Source organism: Rhodopila sp., assembly GCF_965277165.1.
Classification (GTDB): Bacteria; Pseudomonadota; Alphaproteobacteria; order Acetobacterales; family Acetobacteraceae; genus Rhodopila.
This window is the reverse complement of sequence record NZ_CBDICE010000006.1, coordinates 1,611,518-1,635,158: the sequence shown is the minus strand read 5'-3', so window position 1 is coordinate 1,635,158 and position 23,641 is coordinate 1,611,518. Positions and strand designations below refer to the sequence as shown.

The following is a 23,641-nucleotide window of genomic DNA, read 5'->3' as shown; positions in this document are numbered from 1 at the left end:
GACTGGACATCGCGCAGGCCGCCTCGCCGATTACGTCACGGGGAGGCCGCGGGCGCTCCGAGGGAGGATGCGAAAATGGCGAACTCCTTTGCGCCGCCTGATCCGTGGCTGAAACAGCTACTCGCCGCCGAGTGGACTGACGGAATTCGCACCCGCCCCTCCCGCCTTGTAATCAACGCCGATCATGTGATGATCGGCGGCCTGGTTGCGCCAATTGGTTCGCTGATCGATGCCAGGCCGGCAGATCAACCCGGCGCCGTCCTGTCCTTCGATCTGCTGCATGATGGATGGAAGGTCACCAGGCTGCACAAGTATAAGCCGCTGATCTACTACGCGGCTTTCGGCAGCGAGGACATCTTCGCTTGCCTCCGCGCCTCGATATTTTCGTTGCTGACCCACGGCCGTTGGCGGCACGACATTGCCGTGCTGACGAGTCCCGATCGCGTCGCTCTTGTCCGCCAGCAACTTGCCCCGATCTGTCCGCCGCAACGGCTGCATGTGGCACCCGTGACGGGTGAGGATCTGCTGGACTGGTGCTGTGCCCGCTATCGGTTGAACGCGTTCCAGGCGCTCTGGTCGGCCCAGCCGTTGCTGTATCTGGATACCGACGTGATTTGCGATCGTCCCATCGATGAGCTGATGTTGGGACTGATCGGTTCGAACACGATCAACCTGCGACAGGAAGGACGGCTCGACGAGGGTGAGGCGACTTCGGCCGGCCATTGGTTCGGATGGCGGTTGCTCGCCGGTGACGGTGTGCCATTCGACCCATCGTCACCGGGATTTTCCTCCGGTGCCATCGGATTTGCAAACGCCGTCATGGCACAGCCGCATTTCGATGCGATCCTGGCGAGCACTTACGGCCATGCCCGTTCAACAGCAAACCGGCACTACTACGAAGGCTACGATCAACCGTTCGCCAATTACGTGCTGCGCAAGCGACGGTGTTTTGCAACCGATCTTCTGAACCGGAGCTTGCGAATACACCGAGTGGCCGCCGATCACATCTCCATGCCCGCGCCCCGGTCCGCCACCGGATTGGTCCATTTCACCGGTGGGGTGGGCTTGGCGGAGCCCAAGCGTGCCGCGATGGAAAACTATCTTGCCGCTCTGAGCCCTTAACGGATAACCCGACCCGCCAGCAGACGCATCCCGCCCTCGGCGGTCAGATGCGCGATCCGGCCGCCGACGATCGTTGCGACCGCCCGCGACGTCGCCGGATCGGCCAACACCAGATCGGCGCGCTTCCCCGCCGCGATCGTTCCCCGGTCCGTCAACCCCGCGGCGCGTGCCGGATTTTCCGAGATCAGTCCCCATGCACGCGCCAGGTCCAGCGCCCCTCGGTCAGCCAGGATAAATGCCGCCCGCGTCATCGCCGGGTAGTAATAGTCCGACGTCAGCACGGTGCAGACGCCCGCCTCGGCCAAACGCGCGGCTGAGGCCCATCCCAGGTGAGATCCACCGCGGACTACGTTCGGGCAGCCCATGACGACGAAGTCACCGGCCTCGACCGCGGCGCGTCCGACGTCCTCGGCCATCGGAAATTCACAGATCCTGGCTCCATGTTCGCGGAAACCACTGCGCGCCGCGATACTGTCGTCGTCATGGCTCGCCATCGGCAGCCCAGCCGCCCGCGCCGCCGCCGCGATCCGATCCAGCGCGGCGGGAACCGCATCGGCACGTGACGCGATCGTATCCGCCATGCCGCGAAACGCATCCATTTTCATGCCGGCACGACCGCTGTACTTCGCACCCTCGATCGGATCTTTCAGCTTCCGCAAGATCGACGGCGTGTGGTCGTTGAACGCCAGCAGGTGCACGCGCCCGGCCTCGATATCGGTGATCGCGGTTTCCAGCGCGTCGAGATTATACGCCTCCCACCGCAGATGCACCCGCATGTCGCAGGTCCACGACCCGCCATCAAGCGCCGCCAGCAAGGCACGCCACGCGGTCAGGCTGCGCAGTCCAGGCTCCCACGACAGGGTGACGCCGTGGAACGCCGTGGTGATGCCGTTGGCCAGAAGTTGCGATTCGGTATCACGCAGCGCCAGATCGGTCGGAAAATTCACCCCAGGCCTGGGCTGAAGCTGACGCTCGAAGGCGTCGCCATGCAGATCGACGATCCCGGGCAGCACCAGCAATCCGGTGGCATCCAGCCGCAGGCTCCCCGGCTTGCCCGCCTCACCGACCCGCTCGATCAGCCCGTCGGCAACCGCCAGGTCGGTCCTCACCGGTCCGTCAGATGCCAGCAGAACCGTTCCGCCCGTAATACTCATATTGTGCATATTTATAGACCTTTACGGTTCGAAGACGATCTGAACCCGCGGCGTCGGATAGCACCCGGTGGTGAACTCGATGATCGTGCCGGCATGATCGACGTTGATATTTTCGGTGACCAGTACCGGGCGGTTGCGCGCCATGCGCAGCAGATCCGCCTCGGTCTGGGTCGGCAGCCTGGCGGTCACCCGGGTCTGCTGGCGGAGGTAGTCGTCGACGCCGACAGAGCGCAGCGCCTCGGTGATGCGCGGCGTCGCCTGCAGTGCCTGCAACATCCCCTTCAGCCGCACGGCAGGGAAAAAGTGCCGAGCGAGACTGACCGGACGGTCGTCGGCGAAACCCAGACGTTCCAGCACCACGACCCGACTGCCGCCGCGCACCCCAAGGCCGGCGGCGACCCGCGCATCGGCAGGAATCTCGCGCAACTGGCGAACGATGCCCGAAGGTTCCTTGTTGTGCTTGCGGATCCATTCCGCGAAGCGCGTGCGCGGCTCGACGTTGTACTCCAGCACGTCCTCGGCGACGAAAGACCCGCGGCCCTGCTCCACCCGCACCAGCCCATCGCGCGACAGTTCCTCCAGCGCCCGTCGCACGGTGTGGCGGTTGACGCCGAATTGCGCCGACAGCGCCGCCTCGGTCGGCAGTTGCGAACCTGGCTTCAGGTCACCCGAGGCAATCTCGGCCTGCAGTTGGCCGACGATCTGACGCCACAGGGCGATACCATCCTGTCGGTGCACCGGACAGATCGTCAGGTTATCCATATCGGCGGGCGCGTTCATCGATGTTTCATCCATTCCCCGGCGATGCGATGGCACTTTCGTGGTTGACGTTAGACCGGCGCGCGTCTAGCTGTCTAGACATCTAAACAAGACCCGACAGGCATGCACGACCTTTTATCCACCGATCACCCCTGCCCTGCCCGCCGCCGCTGGATGGCCGCGCTGGCGCGGGCAACCGCCGAACGCATCGCCGCCCTGCTGGGCGACTGCGCCGAACTGCCGGGCTATGCGATCATCCGCGGACCCGAGGCTGGGCTGGTGATGGTCCGCGGCCGAACCGGCGGGGGCGGATCGGTGTTCAATCTGGGAGAGATGTCGGTGACCCGGTGCACGGTACGGACCGACGCCGGATTCGTCGGCCACGCCTATGTCGCCGGCCGCGAAGACCGGCGCGCCGAACTCGCCGCCGTGGTCGACGCGCTGATGCAGGATCAGGCTTGGACGGCGAAGTTGGAAGCCTGCGTCATCGCCCCGTTGCAACGCGAGCAAGGTCAGCTTGCGAAGACTCGGGCGGCCAAGGCGGCGGCAACCCGGGTGCAGTTTTTCGCCATGCAGACGATGCGCGCATGAGCAACGATCTGTCCCCTGGTTTCGCCGATCCCGTTGCCGGTGCGCAAAGCTGCTTCCGCGCCGTGCTCGATGCGATGGCGCGCCCCGGCACCCCCCATGCCGTCAGCGGCGTAACGGCTCCGGCACCACTATGCGACGCGGCGGCGGCGGTCGTGCTGACGCTGGCCGATCACGAGACGCCGCTGTGGCTTGACCCGGGGGTGGCCGAGGCGCGCAGCTGGATCGCGTTCCACACCGGCGCACCTATCGTTTCGGCTTCGCAAGCTATGTTCGCGATCGGATTGACGCTGCCCGATTTGACCACTTTGTACGACGGCAGCGATGAAATGCCGGAAACCTCGGCGACGCTTATCCTGCAGGTCACATCGTTTTCCGCTGGGCTCTCCGCCGGGCTTTCCGCCGGCCGGCGATACCAGATCGAAGGTCCCGGATTGCGCGAGACCGGGTTGCTGGCGATCGACGGCCTGCCCAGCGATTTCGCTGCCATCTGGCAACGCAATCACGCGTTGTATCCGCGCGGCATCGACCTGATCCTGTGCGCCGGCGATCGGCTGACCGCGCTGCCCCGCGGCATCAGCATCAAGGAGGCCTGAACATGGCGTATGTAGCGGTCAAGGGCGGCGAGCGGGCCATCGACAACGCCCATGCCTGGCTGGCCGCTGAACGTCGCGGCGACACTGCGGCCCCGGCGCTCTGCGTCGGCCAGATCGAGCAGCAACTTGGCCGAGCCGTCGATCGCGTCATGGCCGAGGGATCGCTGTATGATCGCGAACTCGCCGCGCTGGCGATCAAGCAGGCGCAAGGCGACCTGATCGAGGCGGCATTCCTGCTGCGCGCCTACCGCACCACGCTGCCCCGCTTCGCCCACTCCTCACCGCTGGAAACCGCCGCGATGCGGATCGAACGTCGGGTTTCCGCCGTGTTCAAGGACCTGCCCGGCGGCCAAATACTGGGGCCGACCTATGACTACACCCATCGGCTGCTGGATTTTGCCTTGCTGCAAGATCAACCCGTTGCTTCCGGTAGCCGATCAGAGACGCCCGACTTTGAAACCATGCCGCGGGTGCCGGACATCCTGGGCGCCGAAGGTCTGCTGGAAGCCGACGTCGGATCGGATGGCGAACCCGGCGACCTGACCCGCGACCCGCTGACGTTCCCGGCCCAGCGTGATGTCCGCCTGCAGGCGCTGGCGCGCGGCGACGAAGGCTTCCTGCTGGGACTTGGCTATTCCACCCAACGCGGCTACGGCGGGTCGCACCCGTTCGCCGGCGAAATCCGCATGGGACAGGTTTCGGTCGAAATCGAACCTGCCGAACTCGGTTTTTCCATCGACATCGGCGACCTCGTGCTGACCGAGTGCCAGATGGTCAATCAGTTCAAGGGCTCCAAAACCGTACCCCCGCAGTTCACCCGCGGCTACGGCCTGGTATTCGGCTTCGGCGAGCGCAAGGCCATGGCGATGGCCCTGGTGGACCGCGCGATGCGTGCCGGCGAACTGGGTGAGGACGTGACCGCCCCGGCGCAGAACGTCGAGTTCGTGCTGTATCACTCCGATAACATCGAGGCCACCGGCTTCGTGGAACATCTGAAACTGCCGCACTACGTCGATTTCCAGAGCGAACTGCAGAACGTGCGGCGGATGCGGGCGGAGGAGGTGGCGGGATGAAAGGCTACAATTTCGCCTACCTGGACGAGCAGACCAAGCGGATGATCCGCCGCGGACTGCTGAAAGCCGTTGCGATTCCGGGCCATCAGGTGCCGTTCGGGTCGCGTGAGATGCCGCTGCCGTACGGCTGGGGCACCGGCGGCATCCAGGTCACCGCGTCGATCCTGGGCGCCGATGACGTGCTGAAGGTGATCGATCAAGGTGCCGACGACACCACCAACGCGGTCTCGATCCGGCGCTTCTTTGCCCGCACCGCCGGCGTCGCCACCACCACCGCGACCGCGGAGGCAACCGTCATCCAGACCCGGCACCGGATCCCCGAGAAACAACTGCGCGAAGATCAGATCATCGTCTATCAGGTGCCGCAGCCCGAACCGCTGTCCCGCCTGGAACCCAGCCGGGTCGAAACCAAGCGCATGCACGGACTGGCGGATTACGGGTTGATGCATGTGAAACTGTATGAAGACATCGCGAGGTTCGGCCAGGTCTCCATCAGCTACGACTATCCGGTGATGGTGAACCAACGCTACCTGATGTCGCCAAGCCCGATCCCGGCGTTCGATAATCCGAAGCTCGACATGATGCCGGCGTTGCAACTGTTCGGCGCCGGACGCGAGAAGCGGATCTACGCCATCCCGCCATGGACGCGGGTGAAATCGCTAGATTTCGCCGACCATCCGTTTCGCGCGATCAATGCGCCGCACCCGTGCGGCCTGTGCGGCGCAACGGATTCCTACCTCGACGAGGTGGTTACCGACAACCACGGCGGCCGGCTGTTCGTCTGCTCCGATACCGATCATTGCGCCGAACGGCGCGCCAGCGGCCATGTCGGCGCCGACGGCCTGCGGGACGCCGCGGAATGACCGAACCGACCCTGCTATCCGGTCGCGGCCTGGCGTTGAACTTCGGCGCGATCGTCGCCCTGTCCGATGTGGATGTCGATCTGTGGCCCGGCGAGATCCTGGCCGTTGTCGGCGAATCCGGGTCCGGCAAGACCACGCTGCTGAACGTGCTGTCCGGCCGCCAAACGCCGGACACCGGCGTGGTATGGTATCGCGATCCCGACTGCCGCCTGCACGACGTGCACGCCATGCCAGCCCCGGCGCTGCGCACGCTGCACCGTTCGGACTGGGGCTTCGTGCACCAGGATCCGCGCCAGAACCTGCGCATGGCGGTCAGCGCCGGGGGCAATGTCGGCGAGCGCCTGATGGCACAGGGCGCGCGGCACTACGGCGATATCCGAACCGCGGCGCTCGACTGGCTGGCGCAGGTGGAGATCGACGCAGACCGCATCGACCACCTGCCGCGCACCTTCTCCGGCGGCATGCTACAGCGATTGCAGATCGCCCGCACCCTGGTGACCCACCCGCGCCTGGTGTTTATGGATGAACCGACCGGAGGCCTCGACGTTTCGGTGCAGGCACGACTTCTCGACCTGATCCGCTCGCTGGTGGCGCGGCTCCGCATCGCCGTGGTGCTGGTCACCCACGACATCGCGGTCGCCCGCCTGCTGGCCCATCGCATCGCGGTGATGCAGCGCGGCTGCATCGTCGAGACCGGGCTGACCGACCAGGTGCTGGACGACCCACGCCATCCCTATACCCAGTTGCTTGTCAGTTCGGTGCTCAACGCATGACCGTGATGCTAAGCACTCGGTCGCTGGCCAAGAGCTTCACCCTGCATCTGCGCGGCGGGTTGTTAATGCCGGTGCTGTCGGGTGTTGACCTCGACGTCGGCGCGGGTGAGTGCGTGGTGCTGTCCGGCCCCTCCGGCGCCGGCAAATCCACCCTGATGCGCAGCCTGTATGGCAATTACCGTGCTGAAGGCGGCAGCATCCTGATCCGCCATCACGGCGAAATGGTGGACATCGCCGCCGCCGATCCGCGAACCATCCTGGCGGTACGGCTGGAAACCCTCGGCTATGTCAGCCAGTTCCTGCGTGTGGTTCCAAGGGTCCCGGCACTCGACGTCGTCGCCGAGGTACTGCTGTCCCGCGGCATCGAACAGGACATCGCGCGCGACAAGGCTCGGGCACTGCTGCTGCAACTCAATATTCCCGCCCGCCTGCACGCCATACCGCCGGCGACCTTTTCCGGCGGCGAGCAACAGCGCGTCAACCTGGCGCGAGGCTTCATCGCCGGCCATCCGATCCTGCTGCTCGATGAGCCGACGGCATCGCTGGATGCACAAAACCGGGCGGTCGTGATAGCGATGGTGCGGCAGGCGAAGGCGGCGAGCAGCGCTATCGTCGCGATCTGCCACGACGCCGATGTTCGCGACGCCATCGCCGACCGGCTTTTCAACCTGACGCCCTACCAGGATGCGGCATGAACCAGGAGACGATCCTAACCAACGCGATCCTGGTGTTGCCGAATGAAACGCTGCATGGAACCATCGTGCTGCATGGCACGGCGATCGCCGATATTCAGTCCGGTCGGTCACACTCCAGCCGAGCCATTGATTTCGCCGGAGATACGGTTATCCCTGGCGTGGTCGATGTTCACACCGATAATCTCGAACGGCAGGTTCAGCCGCGCAGCCTTGCCCGCTGGCCGTCGCGTTCGGCGATGGTCGCGCATGACGCACAATGCGCCGCGGCGGGCGTGACCACGGTGCTCGATGCCCTGTGCCTGGGCGATCTCGGCTTCGACAAGGAGCGGATCAAGACCTTCCGGGACGGCGTCGTCGATCTCGACGCGCTGACCGAAGCGGGGGTGCTGAAATCCGACCATTTCCTGCATCTGCGCTGCGAAGTCCCGGCGCAGGACATGCTGGATCTGCTCGATCCGGTCGCCGATCATCCGCTGGTCCGCATTGTCAGCCTGATGGATCATTGCCCCGGCGTCGGCCAGTACGCCAACATGGATTTCTACCGCAAGCTGCGCCGCCGGGACGGCCTCGATGAGGCCACTCTCGAACGCCGGATCGAGCAGATGCAAGAGCAGCGCGCGCGACTGCGTGACCCGAACCGCAGGGCACTGCTAGACCGGGTGCGCGGCGGATCGATCGTGCTCGCCAGCCACGACGACCGCACCGAGGACGAAATCGCCGAGAACGCCGCTGACGGCATCCGCATCAGCGAGTTTCCGGTCACCCTCGAGGCCGCCACGGCAGCGAAACGAGCGGGCATGCGGGTGATAGCCGGCGCACCCAACATCGTGCGCGGCGGTTCGCATTCCGGCAACGTCAACGCGGTCGATCTGTTGCGGGCCGGGGTGGTCGATGCCTTCGCCTCGGATTACGTCCCGCCCAGCCTCGTCGAAGCCGCCTTTCAGTGCGCCCGGCAGGAGGCGATCGGCTTGCCCGAAGCGGTCGCCATGATCTCCGATCACCCGGCGCAAATGTCTGGCCTGAACGATCGCGGCCAACTGCGGACCGGCCTTCGCGCCGATCTGGTCCGCATCCGTCTACTCGGCAGTCTGCCGATCGTGCGCCAGGTCTGGAGTGCCGGTGAAAGAGTGATCTGATGGCCGCGCCCGCTCGGGTGGCAATCTACTATGCTGCCCTATCCGACGATCCGCTGACGCGACTGAGTTCCCGCTGGCTGGGCCGCGACCCGCTGACCAATGCGGCAGTACCGCAACCGGCCTTGGATGGCATCGAGGAAATCACCGCCGAACCGCGCCGCTACGGTTTCCACGCCACGCTGAAGCCGCCGATGCGGCTTACCGAGGGAACAAGCTGGGCCGGTTTTGCCGCCGCCGTGCGCGAGGTCGCCGCCCACATTGCGCCGTTCGAACTGCCGCTGCTGGCAGTCGCCGATCTGCGCGGCTTTCTGGCGCTGCGAGAGACGGCCCCGTGTGACGCGCTGCAGGCCCTGGCCGATGTCTGCGTGGAACAACTCGATTCGTTCCGCGCCCCCCCTACCCAGGATGAACTCGCGCACCGACGCCGGGCTCGGCTGACGCCGGAGCAGGATGCGATGCTGGCACGCTGGGGTTATCCCTACGTGTTCAGAACCTGGTTCTTCCACATGACACTGACGCGCCACCTGTCGGAACCGGAAAAAGCCGTGTTGCTGCCGGCGGCGCAGTCCTGGTTCGCGCCGGCGCTGGCGGTTCCGCGGCGTGTCGCGGACATCTGCCTGTTCACTCAGCTCGCACCGGGCGCCGCATTCACCCTGGCGGAGCGCATCGCGCTGCGCGGATAAGAGCGGCGACGAAACGATCCGCCGCCGCTGCCGGGATCGTATCATTCACCACGATGTCGACAGGAACGTGATCCGGAATAGCCACCTCGCGGCCAAGCCGCTTCGCAACGTCCGCTGCGGTCTCGCGTCCGCGGGCGGCCAGTCTTCGCGCCAGTATGTCGGGTGGAGCGGTCACCACGATCACCCGCGTCGGAAACCGCTCCGCCGCCTGGACGATGACCCCGCGCGATACATTTGCCACCACGGTGAGGCCGCGCGCGATATCGTCGGTCACATCCGACGGGATGCCGTAGTGCAGCCCGTGCGCTTGCCAGCGCAGCGCGAATGACCGTTGAGCGAACTCGGCTTCCGACACCGCGTCATGATCCTCGCCGCCGGCATCGGCAGCCCGGGTAATCACCCGGCGCACGAAGCGAAATCGCGGATCGCCGGCCAGCGCCTGGCGCGCCATCCCCAGCAATGTATCCTTTCCGGCACCACTGGGACCGACCACGAGTATCAGCACCGCCATCCCCCATTGACCGCCGCGAACCTGAAGATAGCTTGCCGTGTGATCAACCGTCAGGAGCATCCATGGACGCGATCCGGTCGCTGCGCCAGCCCGGTCCTGCCCACCCCAGCCGGATCGACGCATTCCAAGACGATATCCACCCGCTGCGCGTCACCTTGCAGCCCGGCATGTCGCTGAACCGGGCAGTCACCGGCCCGCTGGTCGAGGCCGGATTCCAGTGCGCCACGATCGTATTGAAGGCCACCGCCCTGAACCCGTTCCGATACGTGATGCCGGGTCCGGCCGATGACGAGTCCCATGTCGCCTACTTCACCGCGCCGCGTGCGCCATCAGGTATCACCCGCATTGAACAGGCCAACGCCACCTTCGGCTGGGCCGACGGCCAGCCGTTGATACACTGCCATGGCGCCTGGATCGAACCCGACGGCAGCCGGCGCGGCGGCCATATCCTACCATCTGAAACCATCGTCGCTGAACCGGGGGAAGCGGTCGCTTGGGGATTTCGTTCCATCCGTATCGACGCGGCACTCGACCGCGAAACCAATTTCACGCTGCTCCAGCCCCACACGAGTCCCGGCGGTGGTGGCGGAGGCCTGGTCGCTCGCATCAAGCCGAACCAGGACATCCTGGAAGCGCTCGAAACCATCGCGCGCAACCATGGGTTCGGCAACGCCATCGTTCGCGGCAGCCTCGGCAGCCTGGTCGGCGCGCGTTTTAGCGGTGGCGGCCAGGTCGATGATCATGCCACCGAGGTCCTGGTGAGAACCGGCTCGATTTCTCAGGGCACCGCCGCTTTGGACATGCTGGTCGTGGACATGCGTGGCCAGGTGCATCAGGGCTGGCTGCGTCGCGGCGAGAACCCGGTATGCATCACCTTCGATCTGGTGCTGGAGACCCCGGAGCCATAATCTGGCGGTCCGATCCCGACAGTAGCATCCCCATGCGATCGGGCGGATCGACCCACGAATCAACAGATAGCGGTTCGAATCAGGCGGCGCTATACCCGCACCAGCCACGCCACCACCGCCACCGCCGCCGCCAGCGTCAGCACAGCCCAGATCGGGCGCACCAGCCGTGGCGCCGCGGCGTCCACCGGCAGCAGTTTCGTCCCCGTGACCATCGGCCGCACCAGGTTCTGCCGCTTCAGCACCGCATACACCGCGATCGCCAGCACGTGCAGCACGATCACCGCCTCGATCAGGGTGAAATTCAGCGAGTGGATATGGCTCAGCCAGTTACTCTGGTCCTTGTCGACCAGGTGCATCAGCGGCCCCTCGGTGTTGGCGTCGTCATTGGCAAATAGCCCGGTCCCCGCCTGCACCCCAATCAACACCAGCATCAGCAGCACCATCCAGCCGCCGGCCGCGTTGTGGCCGATCTCGCGGTCCGCCTCCGAGCGATGGATGCGCGCCAGGTGCCGCAGCGCGGCCACCGGGCTGCGCAAAAACCCTGTGAACCTCGCGGTGTCGCTGCCGATGAAACCCCAGACGATGCGGAACAGCAGCAGCGTCAGGATCGCGTAGCCGCTGCGCACGTGCCATTCCATGTGGTTCCACTCCTGCGTGGCCCAGGAACAGAAGATCAACACCACGATCGCCCAATGGAACAGCCGCACCGGCAAGTCCCACACCTTGGTCCGCCGCATCCGCCCCCCCTCGCTGCCGCGGTGCACCATAGCACGATGCCACCCCTGTTGCGTCCCGTCGGCGGATAAGCTTTTCTGCCGAGCTACCAGCCGCCCAACCGGCGACTGCCACCGAGTTTGCAATGCCGAACGCGGCCAACCCGCGAAACCGTGCCATCCAACCGGAGGCCGAAGAATGCGCGTCAGCGTGATGCAGATGAACCCCGGCGCCGACAAATCCGCAAACATCGCGCAGGCCAGGCGGCTGATCGAGGCCGCGGTCGATCAGGACCGCCCCGACATCGTCAGCCTGCCCGAGGTCTGGGACTCCCTCGGTGGTGACCGCGCCACCCGCGGCGCCAACGCCGAAACACTGCCAGCGAAGGGGTCCAACCAGCCCGGCGGTGAAGCCTACGAGTTCCTGCGCGAAATCGCCCGCGCCGCCAAGGTCCACGTCCACGGCGGCTCAATCATCGAGCAGGGACCGGAAAAACTGTTCAATACCACCGTGGTGTTCAACCCCGACGGCAGCGAGCTGGCGCGCTACCGCAAGATGCACCTGTTCGACATCACGGCGCCCGACGGCACCGGCTACCGCGAAAGCAACAGCTACGGCGCCGGCGACGAGGTCGTCACCTACCGGGCCGGCGGCGTCACCGTCGGCTGCGCCATCTGCTACGATGTGCGTTTCCCCGACCTGTTCTGGACGCTGCGCGAACAGGGCGCCGACCTGATCTTCCTGCCCAGCGCATTCACCCTCGCCACCGGCAAGGACCACTGGGAAGCGCTGATCCGCGGTCGCGCCATCGAGACCCAATGCTGGTTCGCCGCGCCGGCCACCTGGGGCAAGCATCTCGAAGGCAAGGGCGAGGCACGCTTCACCTACGGTCACTCGATGGTGGTCAACCCCTGGGGCCACGTCGTCGCCCAGGTGTCGGACGGCATCGGTTGGACCACCGCGCGCATCGACCCCGACCTGACCGCCCGGGTGCGCCGCGACATGCCGGTGCTGGAACACAGGAAGCGGGTTTGAGCGGGCTGGTCTCCGGCCCGCCGATCGGCGAGGACCGCAGCATCCTCGCCGGCCAGATCGCCTTCGTCGCCGCCCCCACCGAGATCGCCATCGAGGCACGTCAAAGACTGATCGGGCGTTACGGCGAATGCCCGCTGTCGCAGGCCGCCGTCGTCGTGGCGATGGGCGGTGATGGTTTTATGTTAGAAACGATTCACCAGGTCCTGGCGCTGGAGGTCCCGGTCTACGGCATGAACCGGGGTTCGGTCGGCTTCCTGATGAACGCCTACAACGAGGACGATCTGCCCGCCCGTCTGTCGCGCGCCCAAGCCGCCGAACTGCACCCGCTGCGGATGCGCGCCGTCACCACCTCCGGCAGCATCCAGGAAGCGCTGGCGTTCAACGAGGTCAGTCTCCTGCGCCAACTGCGCCAGGCCTCGAAGATCCGCATCCTGATCGACGGCCGGGTGCGACTGGCGGAATTGTCCTGCGACGGCGTGCTGATCTCCACCCCCGCCGGATCGACCGCCTATAACCTGTCGGCACATGGTCCGATCGTGCCGCTGTCGGCCAATCTGCTGCCGCTGACCCCCATCAGCGCGTTCCGCCCCCGGCGCTGGCGCGGCGCGCTGCTGCCTAGCAGCGCCGAAGTCCTGTTCGAGGCGCTGGAGACCGACAAACGCCCGACCGCGGCGGTGGCCGATTTCACCGAGGTGCGCGACATCGTCTCGGTCGCCGTCAGCGAAGATCGCTCGGTTGCGGTGACTGTACTGTTCGACCCCGATCAGGGCCTGTCGGAACGCATCATCGCCGAACAGTTCACGGTGTAATCGGGCTGATCCGGGACCGGCCGGGGACATCGCGGGGCAATCGCCTGGTCGGTACGCTACCGGTATCAACAGGCCAAATCACGTCCGACTGACACCCTTTGCGCTGACTGCGAAAAAATGGTCAGCTTGATCAAAGCCGGCGGCCGGCGAGCGATCGTTGTGGGTCGGCCGGAGCGCCGGGCGTTTTCGGCCAATTCCGGACTTGCGCAAAAAAAATTGCTCACCGACAACGAAAGAGCCCCATGGCACCGCTCGACCTGATCGCCGACCTCAAGGCCTACGAACCTGAACTGATCGCGATCAGGCATGACATCCATCGTCATCCCGAGGTCGGGTTCGAGGAAACCCGCACCGCCGCGCTGGTCGCCGAACGACTGCGCGCCTGGGGGCTGGACGTCACCGAGGGCATCGCCACAACCGGCGTGGTGGCGACGTTGAAGGGCCGCCTGCCGGGCCAGCGCGCGATCGGCCTGCGCGCCGATCTCGACGCGTTGCACATCCAGGAAGTGGCAAACCGGGCGCACGGCTCGACCGTGCCAGGAAAAATGCACGCCTGCGGCCACGATGGCCACACCGCGATGCTGCTGGGCGCCGCCCGCTGGCTTGCTGAACATCCCAACAGTTTCGGCGGCACCGTCGCCTTCATTTTCCAGCCGGCCGAGGAAGGCCTTGGCGGCGGTCGCGAGATGGTGGCCCAAGGCATGTTCGACCGCTTCCCGGTCGATGCCGTTTACGGCATGCACAACATGCCCGGTATCCCGGCGGGCGAGTTCCGCACCCGCACCGGCGCCTTCCTCGCCGCTTCCGACACCTGGTCGGTGGCGTTCACCGGGACCGGCGGCCACGGCGGCGCCGGGGCGCATCTTTCGACCGATGCCACGCTGCCGATGGCACAATTCATCATGGCGCTGCAGACCATCGTCAGCCGCAATATCGCCGCCGCCGATACCGCGGTCGTCAGTGTCGGTTCGGTCGCGGGCGGCGACCCCGGGTCATCCAACATCATCCCTTCTCGCGTCACCGTCACCGGCACCGCGCGGTCGTACAACCCGAAGGTCCGCGACCTGATGGAACAGCGCCTCGGCGAAATCGCCCGCACCCAGGCCGCCGTGTTCGGCTGTTCGGCCGAGGTGATCTACGAACGTCGCTACCCGCCGCTGATCACCCACGCCGAACCGACCGCGCTATCGATCGCTGCCGCCACCGCCCTGGTCGGCGCCGACCGGGTGGACACCGACTGCGCGCCGTTCACTGGGTCGGAGGATTTTTCCTTCATGCTGCAGGCACGCCCCGGCGGCTTCATCATGATCGGCAACGGCGCCAGCACGGACGGATCGGTGCATCATGTCCACACCCCGAACTACGATTTCAACGACGAGATCCTGACCCTGGGTTCGGCGTACTGGGTTCAATTGGTGCGGACGGAGTTGGGCGCCCCCGCTTAGGTCGGCCGTGCGGCGTCCAACGCCATCATCAACCGGTTCCGCTACTCTCGGACAAGCCGATGGGCACGGCCAGCCGGATCGCCCGCCGGTCGCGAAAGTGACCACGAAGCGAAAGGAAAGGCCGCTCAACGGCATAATACGAGATTGACGCCACCACGAGGCTGGCAACCAGACAGATGGTAGCTTGTTGCCAGGCTGGCAAGCCGGTGACAGGCAGGAAGGAGGCTACCCCTTCGTGCCATACGTATAGCGAATAGCTCAGCCGACCGATCCATCGCAGTAAAGCCATGTTCAAGATCCAGTGAATGAACCGGTAGTTCTTGCCGAAAAGCACCGCTGTCACGAGCACGACAATCGACACGCCAAGCAGGGAGTAGCGCAAGGTTTCGCGGAACCAAGGATCACGCACCAGCAGGCAGGTCATAATCGTCATCAGAGCAACGATGGGATAAACCGGGTGAGTCAGCCGAAGCAGAGTGGCGCGTCCGCCCACCGTCTGGCAGGCCAAGGCAAGGATGACCCCAAAACCAATCGAGTCCAGGCGATACTGCGATAGAGCATAAAAGATCTGCGTATCGATATATTCAGGATGCAGCCCGGCGACCGTTACCCGCAGCAGCAAACATCCGAGACATAACGCAGTCAACAACCACATCAATCGACGCGGATTTCCATTCAGCAGACAGAAGGCAAGCGGAAATAAAATGTAGAAATGTTCTTCAACTGATAGAGCCAGAAGATCTCGAAAGGCATTTTTTGCGGGATTCCATGCGTATTCAAATATACGTAATAATAGTTTGCAAAATAGCCCAATGCGGAGGCGGGCTCAAGCAGGTCGTAGGCGCGATGAAGACCGATATCCATCAGCGTCACAACGCAAGAAAACACGATGATAACCGGATAGAGCCGACAAATCCGACGGACATAAAATGCCTTTAAGGAAACAGTCCTTGTAGCGTCTTGTTCCGCCAGCAACAGACGTGTGATTAGGAATCCGCTAATAACGAAAAAGATGTACACCCCAAGCCCACCAGGAAAAATCTTCCCGCTGACGAAATGGGCTAACAGAACAATCGAAATGCTGATAGCACGCAGCCCATCCAGACTTGGCACGTTGCCTCGACGGGCGGACATCTCGTCAGCCGTTAAGTATAGATCTTTCATCGGTCGGTTGCCTGACGTTTTTAGTCCGTTGACTGGCGTCTGAAGCGGCTGAGCACGCTCGCGGTGCGGTGCGGTGCGCAAAGCGCAAAGTTGGACATCATTTGTTGAAGGTGACGGCAGGCCCTCGATAGCCTTGGTAAAAGCGAGGACGGCTCAGGCTTGTGTCATTATCATGATAACACTCGATCCACGATTTATTATGAGAATGTTATTGAATAATTTGTCACAATCATAGTCACAAATGTGCCATTTCATACAACTGCATCGCAAGTTTTACTTAATTGAAAACGCCTCCCTCCCGCGTCGGTTGGCCAGACTCCGGCAGGAAACTTGATGACTGCGCCGCCGCCCGCCAACTGCCCAGGGACCCCTCGCCACGCGGACCGGCCGATTGAGCCTCACCACTTGAGGACACCTGCTTGATCCCACCGCGCATCCGGCGATACTGCCAACTCCGCCCACCAAAGGACCGCCCGGATGACCGAACCGCTGCCCACCGCCAAGCCCGAGGAAGTCGGCCTCAGCGAGGCCGCGCTAACCCGCCTGTCCGCGGCGCTGAACGAGCGCATCGCTAGCGGTCACATCCCAGGCGCCGTCGCACTGGTTGCCCGCCACGGCAAGGTCGCCTACCACCAGGGCTTCGGCCGGCTCGATCCGACTTCGGAACAGCCCATGGGGACCGACGCGATCTTCCGCATCTATTCGATGACCAAGGCGATCGTGTCGGTCGCCACAATGATGCTATGGGAAGAAGGTCGCTTGCTGCTGAGTGACCCGATCAGCAAATTCATCCCCGCCTTCGCCGATACCCGGGTCGGCGTCGTCTCCGGCGACAGCTACACCCTGACCGCGGCGAAAAATCCCATCACCATCCAGGACCTGCTGCGCCACACCTCCGGCCTGACCTATGAATTCCGCGGCGCCGGTCCGATCCACAAGGCCTACGGCGAAGCCCGCGTCGCCCGCCTGAAGCAGACCAACGCCGACCAGGTGGATGAACTCGCCGGCCTGCCGCTGCTGCACCAACCGGGCACCGTCTGGGAATACTCCCGCTCCACCGACGTGCTGGGCCGGCTGATCGAGGTGATCTCCGGCCAGACCTTGGGCAACGTCCTGTCCGAACGCATCCTGCGCCCGCTGGGGATGTCCGACAGCGGTTTCTCGGTGCCCACCGCCGATCAATCCCGCATCGCCGAACCGTTCACTAAGGACCCCGACGACGGCATCGATGTCGCCTTGCTGGATATCCGCCGCCCGGCGATGTTCGAGTCAGGCGGCGGCGGCATGGTCGCAACCGCGATGGACTATGCCCGCTTCCTGGGCATGATGCTGGGCAACGGCCGGCTCGGCGCGACCCGCCTGCTGGGACGCAAGACCGTCGAACTGATGACCTCCGACCACCTCGGCAGCATCACCGGAGCGGTCGATCTGCTGCCCCCCGGCCACGGCTTCGGCCTCGGCTTCGCGGTGCGCACTGCCCCCGGCATGGCGCCGTTTCCCGGATCGGTCGGCAATTACTATTGGGGCGGAGCGGCCGGCACCACGTTCTGGGTCGATCCGGTCGAACGGTTATACGCCGTGCTGATGATCCAGGCACCGGTGCAGCGCGAACATTATCGCTTGTTGTTCCGCGACATGGTCTACGCGGCGGTGACCGATTGACAGACCTGCTGACCCCCGGGGGGGACGACCGGGAGCCCGATGCGGCTTGGGCGGAACGTTCGTCGTCCGAACGACGCACTGTTCCACCTTCAGCATGCACAGTCATGCTGAAAGTGGTCTAGCCAAATTTTGCAAATGGCGGCCGCGCCGGATTGGAACCATGGGAGGTTACAGTCGGATTTGACGGAAACGCTCGCGCTGGCGCCGGCGGTGCTCCCACCGGGAACAGCACGCGGCACTGTGTCCCACCGACTTCGCTTCCCGTAATGATCATCCTGCCGCCCAACTGCGATGCAAGGCCATGCAAAAGGCCCTGGCCGTGGCCCGCTGATAACATGCCGCGCCGATAAGCACCCCGGCAAACAGAAATATCCGCGCATAGAGGATGGATGCATCGGGCAGCAATGCGCCCGCGCCTGCCCCGATCATCACGACGGTCGCGAGCACACGAACCCAGCGGGAGCCACGCAGTGCGTCTGCTTCCAGCCAAGCGTTGTAGGTTCGCTCAACGGCTTCCACGCTCGCTCCGTCCAACTCGATACGCGACATTAAGTCGTTCTGGCCGTCGCGGTTCTCCGTCATGCCTTGTCCGAGGCGGGAGTGTTTACACATGTCGACAGTCCGCGGTTTCGTAATGTGCTGAAAAGCTGGCATCTTGTGGAAGCATCCGAGCCACCCTGCTCCAATATTGTCACGCGGATTTGTATCCCGGATCTTCCAGATACAAAGCTGCGTCCTCGACAATGGTACTGAGTGCAACGAGTTCCTCAGCGATCACCCCGATCCTTGTTCGCCCGATCCTTGTTCGCCCAAGCCTTGTTAGATTGTGCGCGGTTTGGGGCAATCTTCCTGAGATGTTCCCGATCCGCGGCACCACTTCACGGCCATCAACCTCGGCGTGGGATGTGTGAACCGGGGAACCCCAACCACCGGAGCTGTGGGTCGGTGGCGCACGGCTCTTGGCCGGGGCTCGCCTGTCATCCGTTACAGCATTAGAACCGTGCCGCGAATCGAGGCCGTCCGGCTACAACACGGCGGCCACATCACCCGACCGGAGATGCTTCATGAAACACCGGACCCTTGCCTGCCTGCTCAGCGTCGCCTTGCTCGCCGCCTGTTCGTCCGCCAACGAGTCCAAGACCGCCAACGGATCCGGCGGCGGCGGATTTGGCCCAGGCGGAGCAGGCGGGGCCGGTGCCGCGGGCGCCGGCAGAGCCACGCCGGGCAGCCAGGAAGACCTCACCCAGTCGGCCGGCGATCGCATCTTCTTCGACACCGACCGCAACACCCTCAGCCCGCAGGCAACCGCCACGCTGGACCGCCAGGCCGCCTGGCTGCAGCAATATCCCCAGGTCAACGTCTGGGTGGCCGGCAACTGCGACGAACGCGGCACGGAAGAGTACAACCTCGCCCTCGGCCAACGCCGAGCCGCCGCCGATCGCGATTATCTGGTGGCCCACGGTATCCAGCGCAGCCGCATAGAGACCATCAGCTACGGCAAGTCGCGACCGATTGATGCCGCCTCCACGCCCGAGGCCTGGGCGCAGAACCGCAACGCCATCACCTCGGTGCGCTGAGTCCGGCGATTCGCGGCAAGGCCGCACCCGCCTCAGGTCAGTCTGCGCTTCCACAGGTCGAATATGTCGCTCCAGGTCTGTTCCGCCGCCTCGGCGTCATAGACCGCCCGTTCGGCGAAGCAGAAGCCATGGTGGGTCCCACCGAACACCTTCACGGAGTTGGCGACATCGGTCTTCGCCAGCGCCGCGCGCAGGTCCGGGATCACCGAGGCCGGAACCGATTGGTCGTGTTCGGCGAATGCATAATAAAGCTCGCCCTTCACCTGAGGCAGCAACAAGTGCGAGGAATCCGCCTTGTCGGTGACGATGTTGACCCCATACAACGACGCCGCCGCCTTGATGCGGTGGGGAAATCTGCTGGCGACGGTCGTGATATAGCATCCGCTCATGCAATGACCGACGCAGCCCACCGGACCGGGAGAGGCCTTGTCGCTGGCATCGAACCAGGCCAGCATCGCTGCGGTATCGTCTGTCACCAGGGCGTTGGTGATGCTGTTCATCGATGCCCGGATCACCCCCGACATCGCGTCGTCGCGGCGCGGGATGTCGAACCGGACCGTTCCCAGCCTGTAATACATATCCGGCAGCAGGCAGAAATAACCCTGCTTGGCGATCCGGCGGGTCATGTTGCGCAGTTCTTCGCGGGTGCCAGGCGCATCCATGTAGAAGATGACCGCCGGAAACGGCCCCGGCCCATCCGGACAAGCGGCGAACGCCGGCATCCGGCCGTGCTTTGTCGTTACTGTGACGTTTTGTTCAAACATTCCCACGCTCCCGGCATTGTTGGACCCTGTCACCACAGTTTCCCGCGCCGACGGTCGGTTTGCAAGCCACCGCCAGCGAATGGTAGTCTGCCCGGACCTTGAAACGAGACCGACGTGACAGCGATGGACGCATGGCAACCGACTCTCCGATGCGCAGCACGGCGCTGATCGACAGCGTGCTCGCCGCCGCGGTCGGCGGCGGGAAAATCGCCGGCCTGGTCGCCGCGGCCGCCGACAGCAAGGGGGTGATCTATCGTTCCGCGTTCGGCCGCCGGGACCTGTCGCTGCCGCAGCGGATGACCGCGGATTCGGTTTTTCGCATCGCCTCGATGACCAAGGCGATCACCGCCACGGCGGCGATGCAGTTGACCGAGCAAGGCAAGCTGGCACTCGACCAACCGGCCCGCGAAATCCTGCCATTCCTCGCCGAAACCAAGGTCCTGCTCGGCTTCGACGCCAACGACATGCCGATCATGCGCGCCCCGCGCGGCGAAATCACCCTGCGCAACCTGCTGACCCACACCGCCGGCTTCGTCTACGACACCTGGAACCAGGAGATGAACCGCTACGCCAAACTCACCGACCTGCCCCCGACCCGCACCGGCCGCCTGGCGTCGCTGACCGCGCCGTTGAACTTCGATCCAGGCGAACGTTGGGAATACGGCATCAACATCGACATCGCCGGCCGCATGGTGGAGGTCGCTTCCGGCCTCGATCTCGAGGCCTACATGCAGCGCCACATCTTCACCCCGCTCGGGCTCACCGACACCAGCTTCATCCAGCGGCCGGAGTGGCAATCCCGGCTGGCAACCGTCCACTCCCGCCAGCCCGACGGTTCGCTGCGGCCGACCGCCGCACCGCCGCCGGCGAAAGAGCGCGAATTCTATCCCGGCGGCGGCGGACTGTTCTCCACCGCCTCGGATTACATGCGGTTCCTGTGCGCGCTGATGAACCAGGGCGAACTCGACGGCGGCCGCATCCTGCAACCCGAGACGGTCGCCCTGATGGGCCAGAACCATATCGGCGCGCTCAATGTCGGCCCGCTGCCGACGCAGTTGCCGGAGTTGTCCAATCCGGTCGAATTGTTCCCCGGCATGGTGAAGAAATGGGGCCTGAGTTTCCTGATCAACACCGACCCTGGGCCCGCCGGGCGCAGCGCCGGCAGCCTGGCCTGGGCCGGACTGAACAACACCTATTATTGGCTGGACCCGGTCCGCAAGATCGCCGGCGTGCTGCTCACCCAGACCCTGCCGTTCGCCGACCCGACAGTGTTGCAGGCGCTCGACGGGTTCGAGAGCGCGGTCTACGGATCGCTGGACCCGTCATCGGCTGGCTGATTTTCGGCTGATCGCGCCGCGGCCCGGGGGGTAAACGCTGGTCAACAGCGACATTACTTGCCGGATCGCACGTAGTTGTTCAAAATTCAAGCATCGTGTTGTATCAATTCCAATAACTCTGCTAGACTCGCTGAATATCATGAGGGGATGTGATGAAGCAGACCTTACTCAAAGTTCTGACCCATCCGACGCCACTCAGGGTTGTAGCAACGCGTAAGCTGGTCAAGTATTTCTCGCTGTTGTCGTACCCCCAGCGCCTCGATATGGCGGCGGTGGATCGCCCGCACTACGGCCACTGCATTCATGAAGCTGTAAAGCTCGCCGCGCGGCTCAAATATCCGGAAATCAGCGTTGTCGAATTCGGCTGCGGTGGCGGCAACGGACTGCTCAACGCCGAAATGCACATCGCCGAGATCGAGAAGTTATACGCGGTCAAAGTCCAACTCTACGGCTTCGACAATGCAACCGGATTGCCGCCAACCGAGGATTACCGTGATTTCCCACATTACTTCCGCCGTGGCCAGTTCCGGATGGATGTCGATGCCTTGCGCAAGAGATTGACCCGGGCAAAGCTGGTGATCGGTGACGTGGCGGAAACCCGCACGCGCTTCCTGCAGGATTTCAAGCCGGCCCCGATCGGCGCGATACTTCACGATCTCGACTTCTACTCTTCCACGCGTGACGCGCTGCAACTGTTCGACGTGGAGTCCAAATATTTCCTACCGCGTGTGTTCATGTATTTTGATGATATCAACGGCAACAACACATGGCTGCCCAGCGAACACACAGGCGAGTTGCTGGCGATCAACGAATTCAATCAGACCCATGATTCACGGAAGATCGCGGTCAACCGCAGCATGCCGCATTGGTACCGCGATCAGGGATGGCTGAACCAGATCTACATATATCACGATTTCCAGCACCCTGATTATAACGTATTCGTCGGCGGTGCCGAGTCCGCCCTGCATGATGGCGACATAGAACTTCGCTGACCTCGGGGCGATGCACCCAGCGATTTGCGCGACGGCACGATAGCCGCGGGCATGGTCATCGCCCGGTCGCTGGCTGTCCGGGCACGATGCCGCGTGGGCATGACTCAAACCGCAGGATAAGCCGGCGCGTCCGCATCGGCCCGCAGCGTCGCCGCCGTCGCGGTCCACCCGCTGCGGCCGGTTTCGATCACCGCGGCCCGGTCCGAGACGGGCCCCGCAAAATTGCAGGCTCTGCTCCGCCATCAATACGGTGGCGCCGCTTCAGTGCCTTGATTGCCCGCGCCACCTGCTCGACCACGACCGGCGAAACCTCGGGCACGGCATGCACCCCGCCAAACGTTTGCTGACGGCGTTGATCGCACCGATCGCCCGCCGCCGATCAGACCCGTTGGCCGCCGTCGATGTGGACCTCGGACCCGGTGATGTACATCGCCTGGTTGGAGCACAGGAAGAACATCAGATCGGCGACCTCGTTCGGCTTGCCCAGCCGTCGCATCGGGATTTCGCGTTGCACGAATTCATCGGTGCCGGGCGACAGGATGGCGGTGTCGATCTCGCCCGGCGACACCGCGTTCACCCGCACCCCGAAGCGCCCCAGATCGTTGGCCATTTCCCGCGTCAGTGCCGCCAGCCCGGCCTTGGACGTGGCATAGGCCGCGCTGGCGAACGGATGCACGCGCGACCCGACGATCGAGGTCATGTTGACGATGCTGCCCTTCGATTCGATCAGATAGTCGCTCAGCCCTTGGGCCAGCAAAATCGCGGAAAAGAAGTTGACGTTGAAGATATGCAACCAGTCCCTGTAGGCCATCTCCAGGCTGCTGATCTTGCGACCGTCGGGATGCTTGGGCGAAATCGCGGCGTTGTTGATCAGCGCGTCCAGCCGGCCGCCGGCGATGCGCTTGATCTCAGGCAGCGCATCGCGCACCACATCGACTTGGGACAGGTCGAGCTGAATGTGATTGCGCTCCCCGCCCGGCCAGGGACAGCGCGGGTCGAACGCCTGGCGCGACATGGTCAGCACCCGCCAGCCCTCGCTGCTGAAACGCTTGACTGTGGCATGACCGATGCCGCGGCTGGCACCGGTCAGCAGCAGAACAGGTTGTTGGCCGGCGGACATGATCCGGATCCTTTGCGCTGCATTCGGCTACCGACAGGCGAACATAGGCCGCGGCGAGAAAAAATCCCAGAGGGCCATGGTTTAATCCCGGAGGGTGTTTCCCCAGCGGCGTTTCCCCTTGGCGTTCCCCCCAAGACCGCGGCGCTGATCACGCCGGCTTG

The 23,641-nt window shown here is 64.3% G+C and carries 26 protein-coding genes; 17 read left to right on the top strand and 9 right to left on the bottom strand.

Going from position 1 to position 23,641, the window contains the following annotated elements; genetic code table 11:
* Positions 1 to 75: 75 nt before the first annotated feature.
* Complete coding sequence (locus ACQY4Y_RS19625) at positions 76 to 1,122, top strand: hypothetical protein (RefSeq protein ID WP_428492268.1); 1,047 nt, start codon at positions 76 to 78, stop codon at positions 1,120 to 1,122.
* Here the strand turns inward: ACQY4Y_RS19625 and ACQY4Y_RS19620 are convergent.
* Together ACQY4Y_RS19620 and phnF are read right to left on the bottom strand one after the other, a co-directional pair.
* Positions 1,119 to 2,276: an alpha-D-ribose 1-methylphosphonate 5-triphosphate diphosphatase gene (locus tag ACQY4Y_RS19620; RefSeq protein ID WP_428492267.1), complete on the bottom strand. Its 1,158-nt coding sequence runs from the start codon at positions 2,274 to 2,276 to the stop codon at positions 1,119 to 1,121. The genes ACQY4Y_RS19625 and ACQY4Y_RS19620 overlap by 4 nt on opposite strands.
* Positions 2,277 to 2,297: 21 nt before the next feature.
* Positions 2,298 to 3,056: a phosphonate metabolism transcriptional regulator PhnF gene (phnF, locus tag ACQY4Y_RS19615; RefSeq protein WP_428492266.1), complete on the bottom strand. Its 759-nt coding sequence runs from the start codon at positions 3,054 to 3,056 to the stop codon at positions 2,298 to 2,300.
* Between the two features lie 102 nt (positions 3,057 to 3,158).
* Here phnF and phnG point away from each other — a divergent pair, with 102 nt between their 5' ends.
* Genes phnG through ACQY4Y_RS19575 form a run of 8 tightly spaced genes read left to right on the top strand, consistent with a single transcriptional unit; the run spans position 3,159 to position 9,442 of the window.
* Positions 3,159 to 3,626: a phosphonate C-P lyase system protein PhnG gene (phnG, locus tag ACQY4Y_RS19610; protein ID WP_428492264.1), complete on the top strand. Its 468-nt coding sequence runs from the start codon at positions 3,159 to 3,161 to the stop codon at positions 3,624 to 3,626.
* Positions 3,623 to 4,219, top strand: a complete 597-nt coding sequence (gene phnH, locus ACQY4Y_RS19605; RefSeq protein WP_428492263.1) for a phosphonate C-P lyase system protein PhnH — start codon at positions 3,623 to 3,625, stop codon at positions 4,217 to 4,219. The genes phnG and phnH overlap by 4 nt, the downstream gene beginning before the upstream one ends.
* 2 nt (positions 4,220 to 4,221) lie before the next feature.
* Positions 4,222 to 5,292, top strand: a complete 1,071-nt coding sequence (locus ACQY4Y_RS19600; protein ID WP_428492262.1) for a carbon-phosphorus lyase complex subunit PhnI — start codon at positions 4,222 to 4,224, stop codon at positions 5,290 to 5,292.
* Entirely contained in the window at positions 5,289 to 6,155 is an 867-nt protein-coding gene (locus ACQY4Y_RS19595) for an alpha-D-ribose 1-methylphosphonate 5-phosphate C-P-lyase PhnJ (protein ID WP_428492261.1), read from the top strand. Before ACQY4Y_RS19600 ends, ACQY4Y_RS19595 begins: the two co-directional genes overlap by 4 nt.
* Complete coding sequence (gene phnK, locus ACQY4Y_RS19590) at positions 6,152 to 6,928, top strand: phosphonate C-P lyase system protein PhnK (protein ID WP_428492260.1); 777 nt, start codon at positions 6,152 to 6,154, stop codon at positions 6,926 to 6,928. The genes ACQY4Y_RS19595 and phnK overlap by 4 nt, the downstream gene beginning before the upstream one ends.
* A complete protein-coding gene (phnL, locus tag ACQY4Y_RS19585) occupies positions 6,925 to 7,623 on the top strand; it encodes a phosphonate C-P lyase system protein PhnL (protein WP_428492259.1) in 699 nt (232 codons plus the stop codon). The genes phnK and phnL overlap by 4 nt, the downstream gene beginning before the upstream one ends.
* Positions 7,620 to 8,759, top strand: a complete 1,140-nt coding sequence (locus tag ACQY4Y_RS19580) for an alpha-D-ribose 1-methylphosphonate 5-triphosphate diphosphatase (RefSeq protein ID WP_428492258.1) — start codon at positions 7,620 to 7,622, stop codon at positions 8,757 to 8,759. Before phnL ends, ACQY4Y_RS19580 begins: the two co-directional genes overlap by 4 nt.
* Positions 8,759 to 9,442, top strand: a complete 684-nt coding sequence (locus ACQY4Y_RS19575) for a DUF1045 domain-containing protein (RefSeq protein WP_428492257.1) — start codon at positions 8,759 to 8,761, stop codon at positions 9,440 to 9,442. Before ACQY4Y_RS19580 ends, ACQY4Y_RS19575 begins: the two co-directional genes overlap by 1 nt.
* On the opposite strand, the gene phnN is transcribed toward ACQY4Y_RS19575, so the two are convergent.
* On the bottom strand, positions 9,408 to 10,013 hold the full coding sequence (phnN, locus tag ACQY4Y_RS19570; RefSeq protein WP_428492256.1) for a phosphonate metabolism protein/1,5-bisphosphokinase (PRPP-forming) PhnN: 606 nt from the start codon (positions 10,011 to 10,013) through the stop codon (positions 9,408 to 9,410). The genes ACQY4Y_RS19575 and phnN overlap by 35 nt on opposite strands.
* Before the next feature lie 2 nt (positions 10,014 to 10,015).
* On the opposite strand from phnN, the gene ACQY4Y_RS19565 reads away from it, so the two are divergent.
* Positions 10,016 to 10,861, top strand: a complete 846-nt coding sequence (locus tag ACQY4Y_RS19565) for a PCC domain-containing protein (RefSeq protein WP_428492255.1) — start codon at positions 10,016 to 10,018, stop codon at positions 10,859 to 10,861.
* An 89-nt stretch (positions 10,862 to 10,950) separates the two neighbouring features.
* Here ACQY4Y_RS19565 and ACQY4Y_RS19560 read toward each other — a convergent pair whose 3' ends face one another.
* Complete coding sequence (locus tag ACQY4Y_RS19560; protein WP_428492254.1) at positions 10,951 to 11,598, bottom strand: cytochrome b/b6 domain-containing protein; 648 nt, start codon at positions 11,596 to 11,598, stop codon at positions 10,951 to 10,953.
* Between the two features lie 175 nt (positions 11,599 to 11,773).
* Between ACQY4Y_RS19560 and ACQY4Y_RS19555 the strand changes: the two genes are divergently transcribed.
* The 3 genes from ACQY4Y_RS19555 to ACQY4Y_RS19545 all read left to right on the top strand — a co-directional run bounded on the left by ACQY4Y_RS19555 (position 11,774) and on the right by ACQY4Y_RS19545 (position 14,864).
* Positions 11,774 to 12,610 (top strand): carbon-nitrogen hydrolase family protein, encoded by an 837-nt coding sequence (locus tag ACQY4Y_RS19555; RefSeq protein WP_428492253.1) that lies wholly within the window; start codon positions 11,774 to 11,776, stop codon positions 12,608 to 12,610.
* Between the two features lie 5 nt (positions 12,611 to 12,615).
* A complete protein-coding gene (locus ACQY4Y_RS19550) occupies positions 12,616 to 13,419 on the top strand; it encodes an NAD kinase (RefSeq protein ID WP_428493682.1) in 804 nt (267 codons plus the stop codon).
* Positions 13,420 to 13,661: 242 nt separating this feature from the next.
* Complete coding sequence (locus tag ACQY4Y_RS19545) at positions 13,662 to 14,864, top strand: M20 aminoacylase family protein (RefSeq protein ID WP_428492252.1); 1,203 nt, start codon at positions 13,662 to 13,664, stop codon at positions 14,862 to 14,864.
* A gap of 28 nt (positions 14,865 to 14,892) precedes the next feature.
* On the opposite strand, the gene ACQY4Y_RS19540 is transcribed toward ACQY4Y_RS19545, so the two are convergent.
* Both ACQY4Y_RS19540 and ACQY4Y_RS19535 read right to left on the bottom strand, forming a co-directional pair.
* Complete coding sequence (locus ACQY4Y_RS19540; RefSeq protein ID WP_428493681.1) at positions 14,893 to 15,543, bottom strand: acyltransferase family protein; 651 nt, start codon at positions 15,541 to 15,543, stop codon at positions 14,893 to 14,895.
* A complete protein-coding gene (locus tag ACQY4Y_RS19535) occupies positions 15,540 to 16,028 on the bottom strand; it encodes an acyltransferase family protein (RefSeq protein ID WP_428492251.1) in 489 nt (162 codons plus the stop codon). Before ACQY4Y_RS19535 ends, ACQY4Y_RS19540 begins: the two co-directional genes overlap by 4 nt.
* A gap of 477 nt (positions 16,029 to 16,505) precedes the next feature.
* Here ACQY4Y_RS19535 and ACQY4Y_RS19530 point away from each other — a divergent pair, with 477 nt between their 5' ends.
* On the top strand, positions 16,506 to 17,690 hold the full coding sequence (locus tag ACQY4Y_RS19530) for a serine hydrolase domain-containing protein (RefSeq protein ID WP_428492250.1): 1,185 nt from the start codon (positions 16,506 to 16,508) through the stop codon (positions 17,688 to 17,690).
* A 270-nt stretch (positions 17,691 to 17,960) separates the two neighbouring features.
* Here the strand turns inward: ACQY4Y_RS19530 and ACQY4Y_RS19525 are convergent, their stop codons facing one another.
* Positions 17,961 to 18,272 (bottom strand): hypothetical protein, encoded by a 312-nt coding sequence (locus ACQY4Y_RS19525; protein ID WP_428492249.1) that lies wholly within the window; start codon positions 18,270 to 18,272, stop codon positions 17,961 to 17,963.
* A 482-nt stretch (positions 18,273 to 18,754) separates the two neighbouring features.
* Between ACQY4Y_RS19525 and pal the strand changes: the two genes are divergently transcribed.
* Entirely contained in the window at positions 18,755 to 19,267 is a 513-nt protein-coding gene (pal, locus tag ACQY4Y_RS19520) for a peptidoglycan-associated lipoprotein Pal (protein WP_428492248.1), read from the top strand.
* A 32-nt stretch (positions 19,268 to 19,299) separates the two neighbouring features.
* Here the strand turns inward: pal and ACQY4Y_RS19515 are convergent, their stop codons facing one another.
* Complete coding sequence (locus ACQY4Y_RS19515; protein WP_428492247.1) at positions 19,300 to 20,031, bottom strand: dienelactone hydrolase family protein; 732 nt, start codon at positions 20,029 to 20,031, stop codon at positions 19,300 to 19,302.
* Between the two features lie 131 nt (positions 20,032 to 20,162).
* Between ACQY4Y_RS19515 and ACQY4Y_RS19510 the strand changes: the two genes are divergently transcribed.
* On the top strand, positions 20,163 to 21,368 hold the full coding sequence (locus ACQY4Y_RS19510) for a serine hydrolase domain-containing protein (protein ID WP_428492246.1): 1,206 nt from the start codon (positions 20,163 to 20,165) through the stop codon (positions 21,366 to 21,368).
* Positions 21,369 to 21,520: 152 nt separating this feature from the next.
* Positions 21,521 to 22,360 carry a hypothetical protein gene (locus ACQY4Y_RS19505; protein WP_428492245.1) on the top strand — a complete coding sequence of 280 codons (840 nt, stop codon included), beginning with the start codon at positions 21,521 to 21,523 and terminating at the stop codon, positions 22,358 to 22,360.
* Positions 22,361 to 22,739: 379 nt separating this feature from the next.
* Here the strand turns inward: ACQY4Y_RS19505 and ACQY4Y_RS19500 are convergent, their stop codons facing one another.
* On the bottom strand, positions 22,740 to 23,480 hold the full coding sequence (locus ACQY4Y_RS19500) for an SDR family NAD(P)-dependent oxidoreductase (protein ID WP_428492244.1): 741 nt from the start codon (positions 23,478 to 23,480) through the stop codon (positions 22,740 to 22,742).
* Positions 23,481 to 23,641 lie beyond the last annotated feature (161 nt).

Coding starts and splice junctions, on each gene's coding strand:
- ACQY4Y_RS19625 (WP_428492268.1), top strand. CDS start 76: ATGGCGAACTCCTTTGCGCCGCCTGATCCGTGGCTGAAACAGCTACTC.
- ACQY4Y_RS19620 (WP_428492267.1), bottom strand. CDS start 2,276: ATGAGTATTACGGGCGGAACGGTTCTGCTGGCATCTGACGGACCGGTG.
- phnF (WP_428492266.1), bottom strand. CDS start 3,056: ATGAACGCGCCCGCCGATATGGATAACCTGACGATCTGTCCGGTGCAC.
- phnG (WP_428492264.1), top strand. CDS start 3,159: ATGCACGACCTTTTATCCACCGATCACCCCTGCCCTGCCCGCCGCCGC.
- phnH (WP_428492263.1), top strand. CDS start 3,623: ATGAGCAACGATCTGTCCCCTGGTTTCGCCGATCCCGTTGCCGGTGCG.
- ACQY4Y_RS19600 (WP_428492262.1), top strand. CDS start 4,222: ATGGCGTATGTAGCGGTCAAGGGCGGCGAGCGGGCCATCGACAACGCC.
- ACQY4Y_RS19595 (WP_428492261.1), top strand. CDS start 5,289: ATGAAAGGCTACAATTTCGCCTACCTGGACGAGCAGACCAAGCGGATG.
- phnK (WP_428492260.1), top strand. CDS start 6,152: ATGACCGAACCGACCCTGCTATCCGGTCGCGGCCTGGCGTTGAACTTC.
- phnL (WP_428492259.1), top strand. CDS start 6,925: ATGACCGTGATGCTAAGCACTCGGTCGCTGGCCAAGAGCTTCACCCTG.
- ACQY4Y_RS19580 (WP_428492258.1), top strand. CDS start 7,620: ATGAACCAGGAGACGATCCTAACCAACGCGATCCTGGTGTTGCCGAAT.
- ACQY4Y_RS19575 (WP_428492257.1), top strand. CDS start 8,759: ATGGCCGCGCCCGCTCGGGTGGCAATCTACTATGCTGCCCTATCCGAC.
- phnN (WP_428492256.1), bottom strand. CDS start 10,013: ATGCTCCTGACGGTTGATCACACGGCAAGCTATCTTCAGGTTCGCGGC.
- ACQY4Y_RS19565 (WP_428492255.1), top strand. CDS start 10,016: ATGGACGCGATCCGGTCGCTGCGCCAGCCCGGTCCTGCCCACCCCAGC.
- ACQY4Y_RS19560 (WP_428492254.1), bottom strand. CDS start 11,598: ATGCGGCGGACCAAGGTGTGGGACTTGCCGGTGCGGCTGTTCCATTGG.
- ACQY4Y_RS19555 (WP_428492253.1), top strand. CDS start 11,774: ATGCGCGTCAGCGTGATGCAGATGAACCCCGGCGCCGACAAATCCGCA.
- ACQY4Y_RS19545 (WP_428492252.1), top strand. CDS start 13,662: ATGGCACCGCTCGACCTGATCGCCGACCTCAAGGCCTACGAACCTGAA.
- ACQY4Y_RS19535 (WP_428492251.1), bottom strand. CDS start 16,028: ATGAAAGATCTATACTTAACGGCTGACGAGATGTCCGCCCGTCGAGGC.
- ACQY4Y_RS19530 (WP_428492250.1), top strand. CDS start 16,506: ATGACCGAACCGCTGCCCACCGCCAAGCCCGAGGAAGTCGGCCTCAGC.
- ACQY4Y_RS19525 (WP_428492249.1), bottom strand. CDS start 18,272: ATGACGGAGAACCGCGACGGCCAGAACGACTTAATGTCGCGTATCGAG.
- pal (WP_428492248.1), top strand. CDS start 18,755: ATGAAACACCGGACCCTTGCCTGCCTGCTCAGCGTCGCCTTGCTCGCC.
- ACQY4Y_RS19515 (WP_428492247.1), bottom strand. CDS start 20,031: ATGTTTGAACAAAACGTCACAGTAACGACAAAGCACGGCCGGATGCCG.
- ACQY4Y_RS19510 (WP_428492246.1), top strand. CDS start 20,163: ATGGCAACCGACTCTCCGATGCGCAGCACGGCGCTGATCGACAGCGTG.
- ACQY4Y_RS19505 (WP_428492245.1), top strand. CDS start 21,521: ATGAAGCAGACCTTACTCAAAGTTCTGACCCATCCGACGCCACTCAGG.
- ACQY4Y_RS19500 (WP_428492244.1), bottom strand. CDS start 23,480: ATGTCCGCCGGCCAACAACCTGTTCTGCTGCTGACCGGTGCCAGCCGC.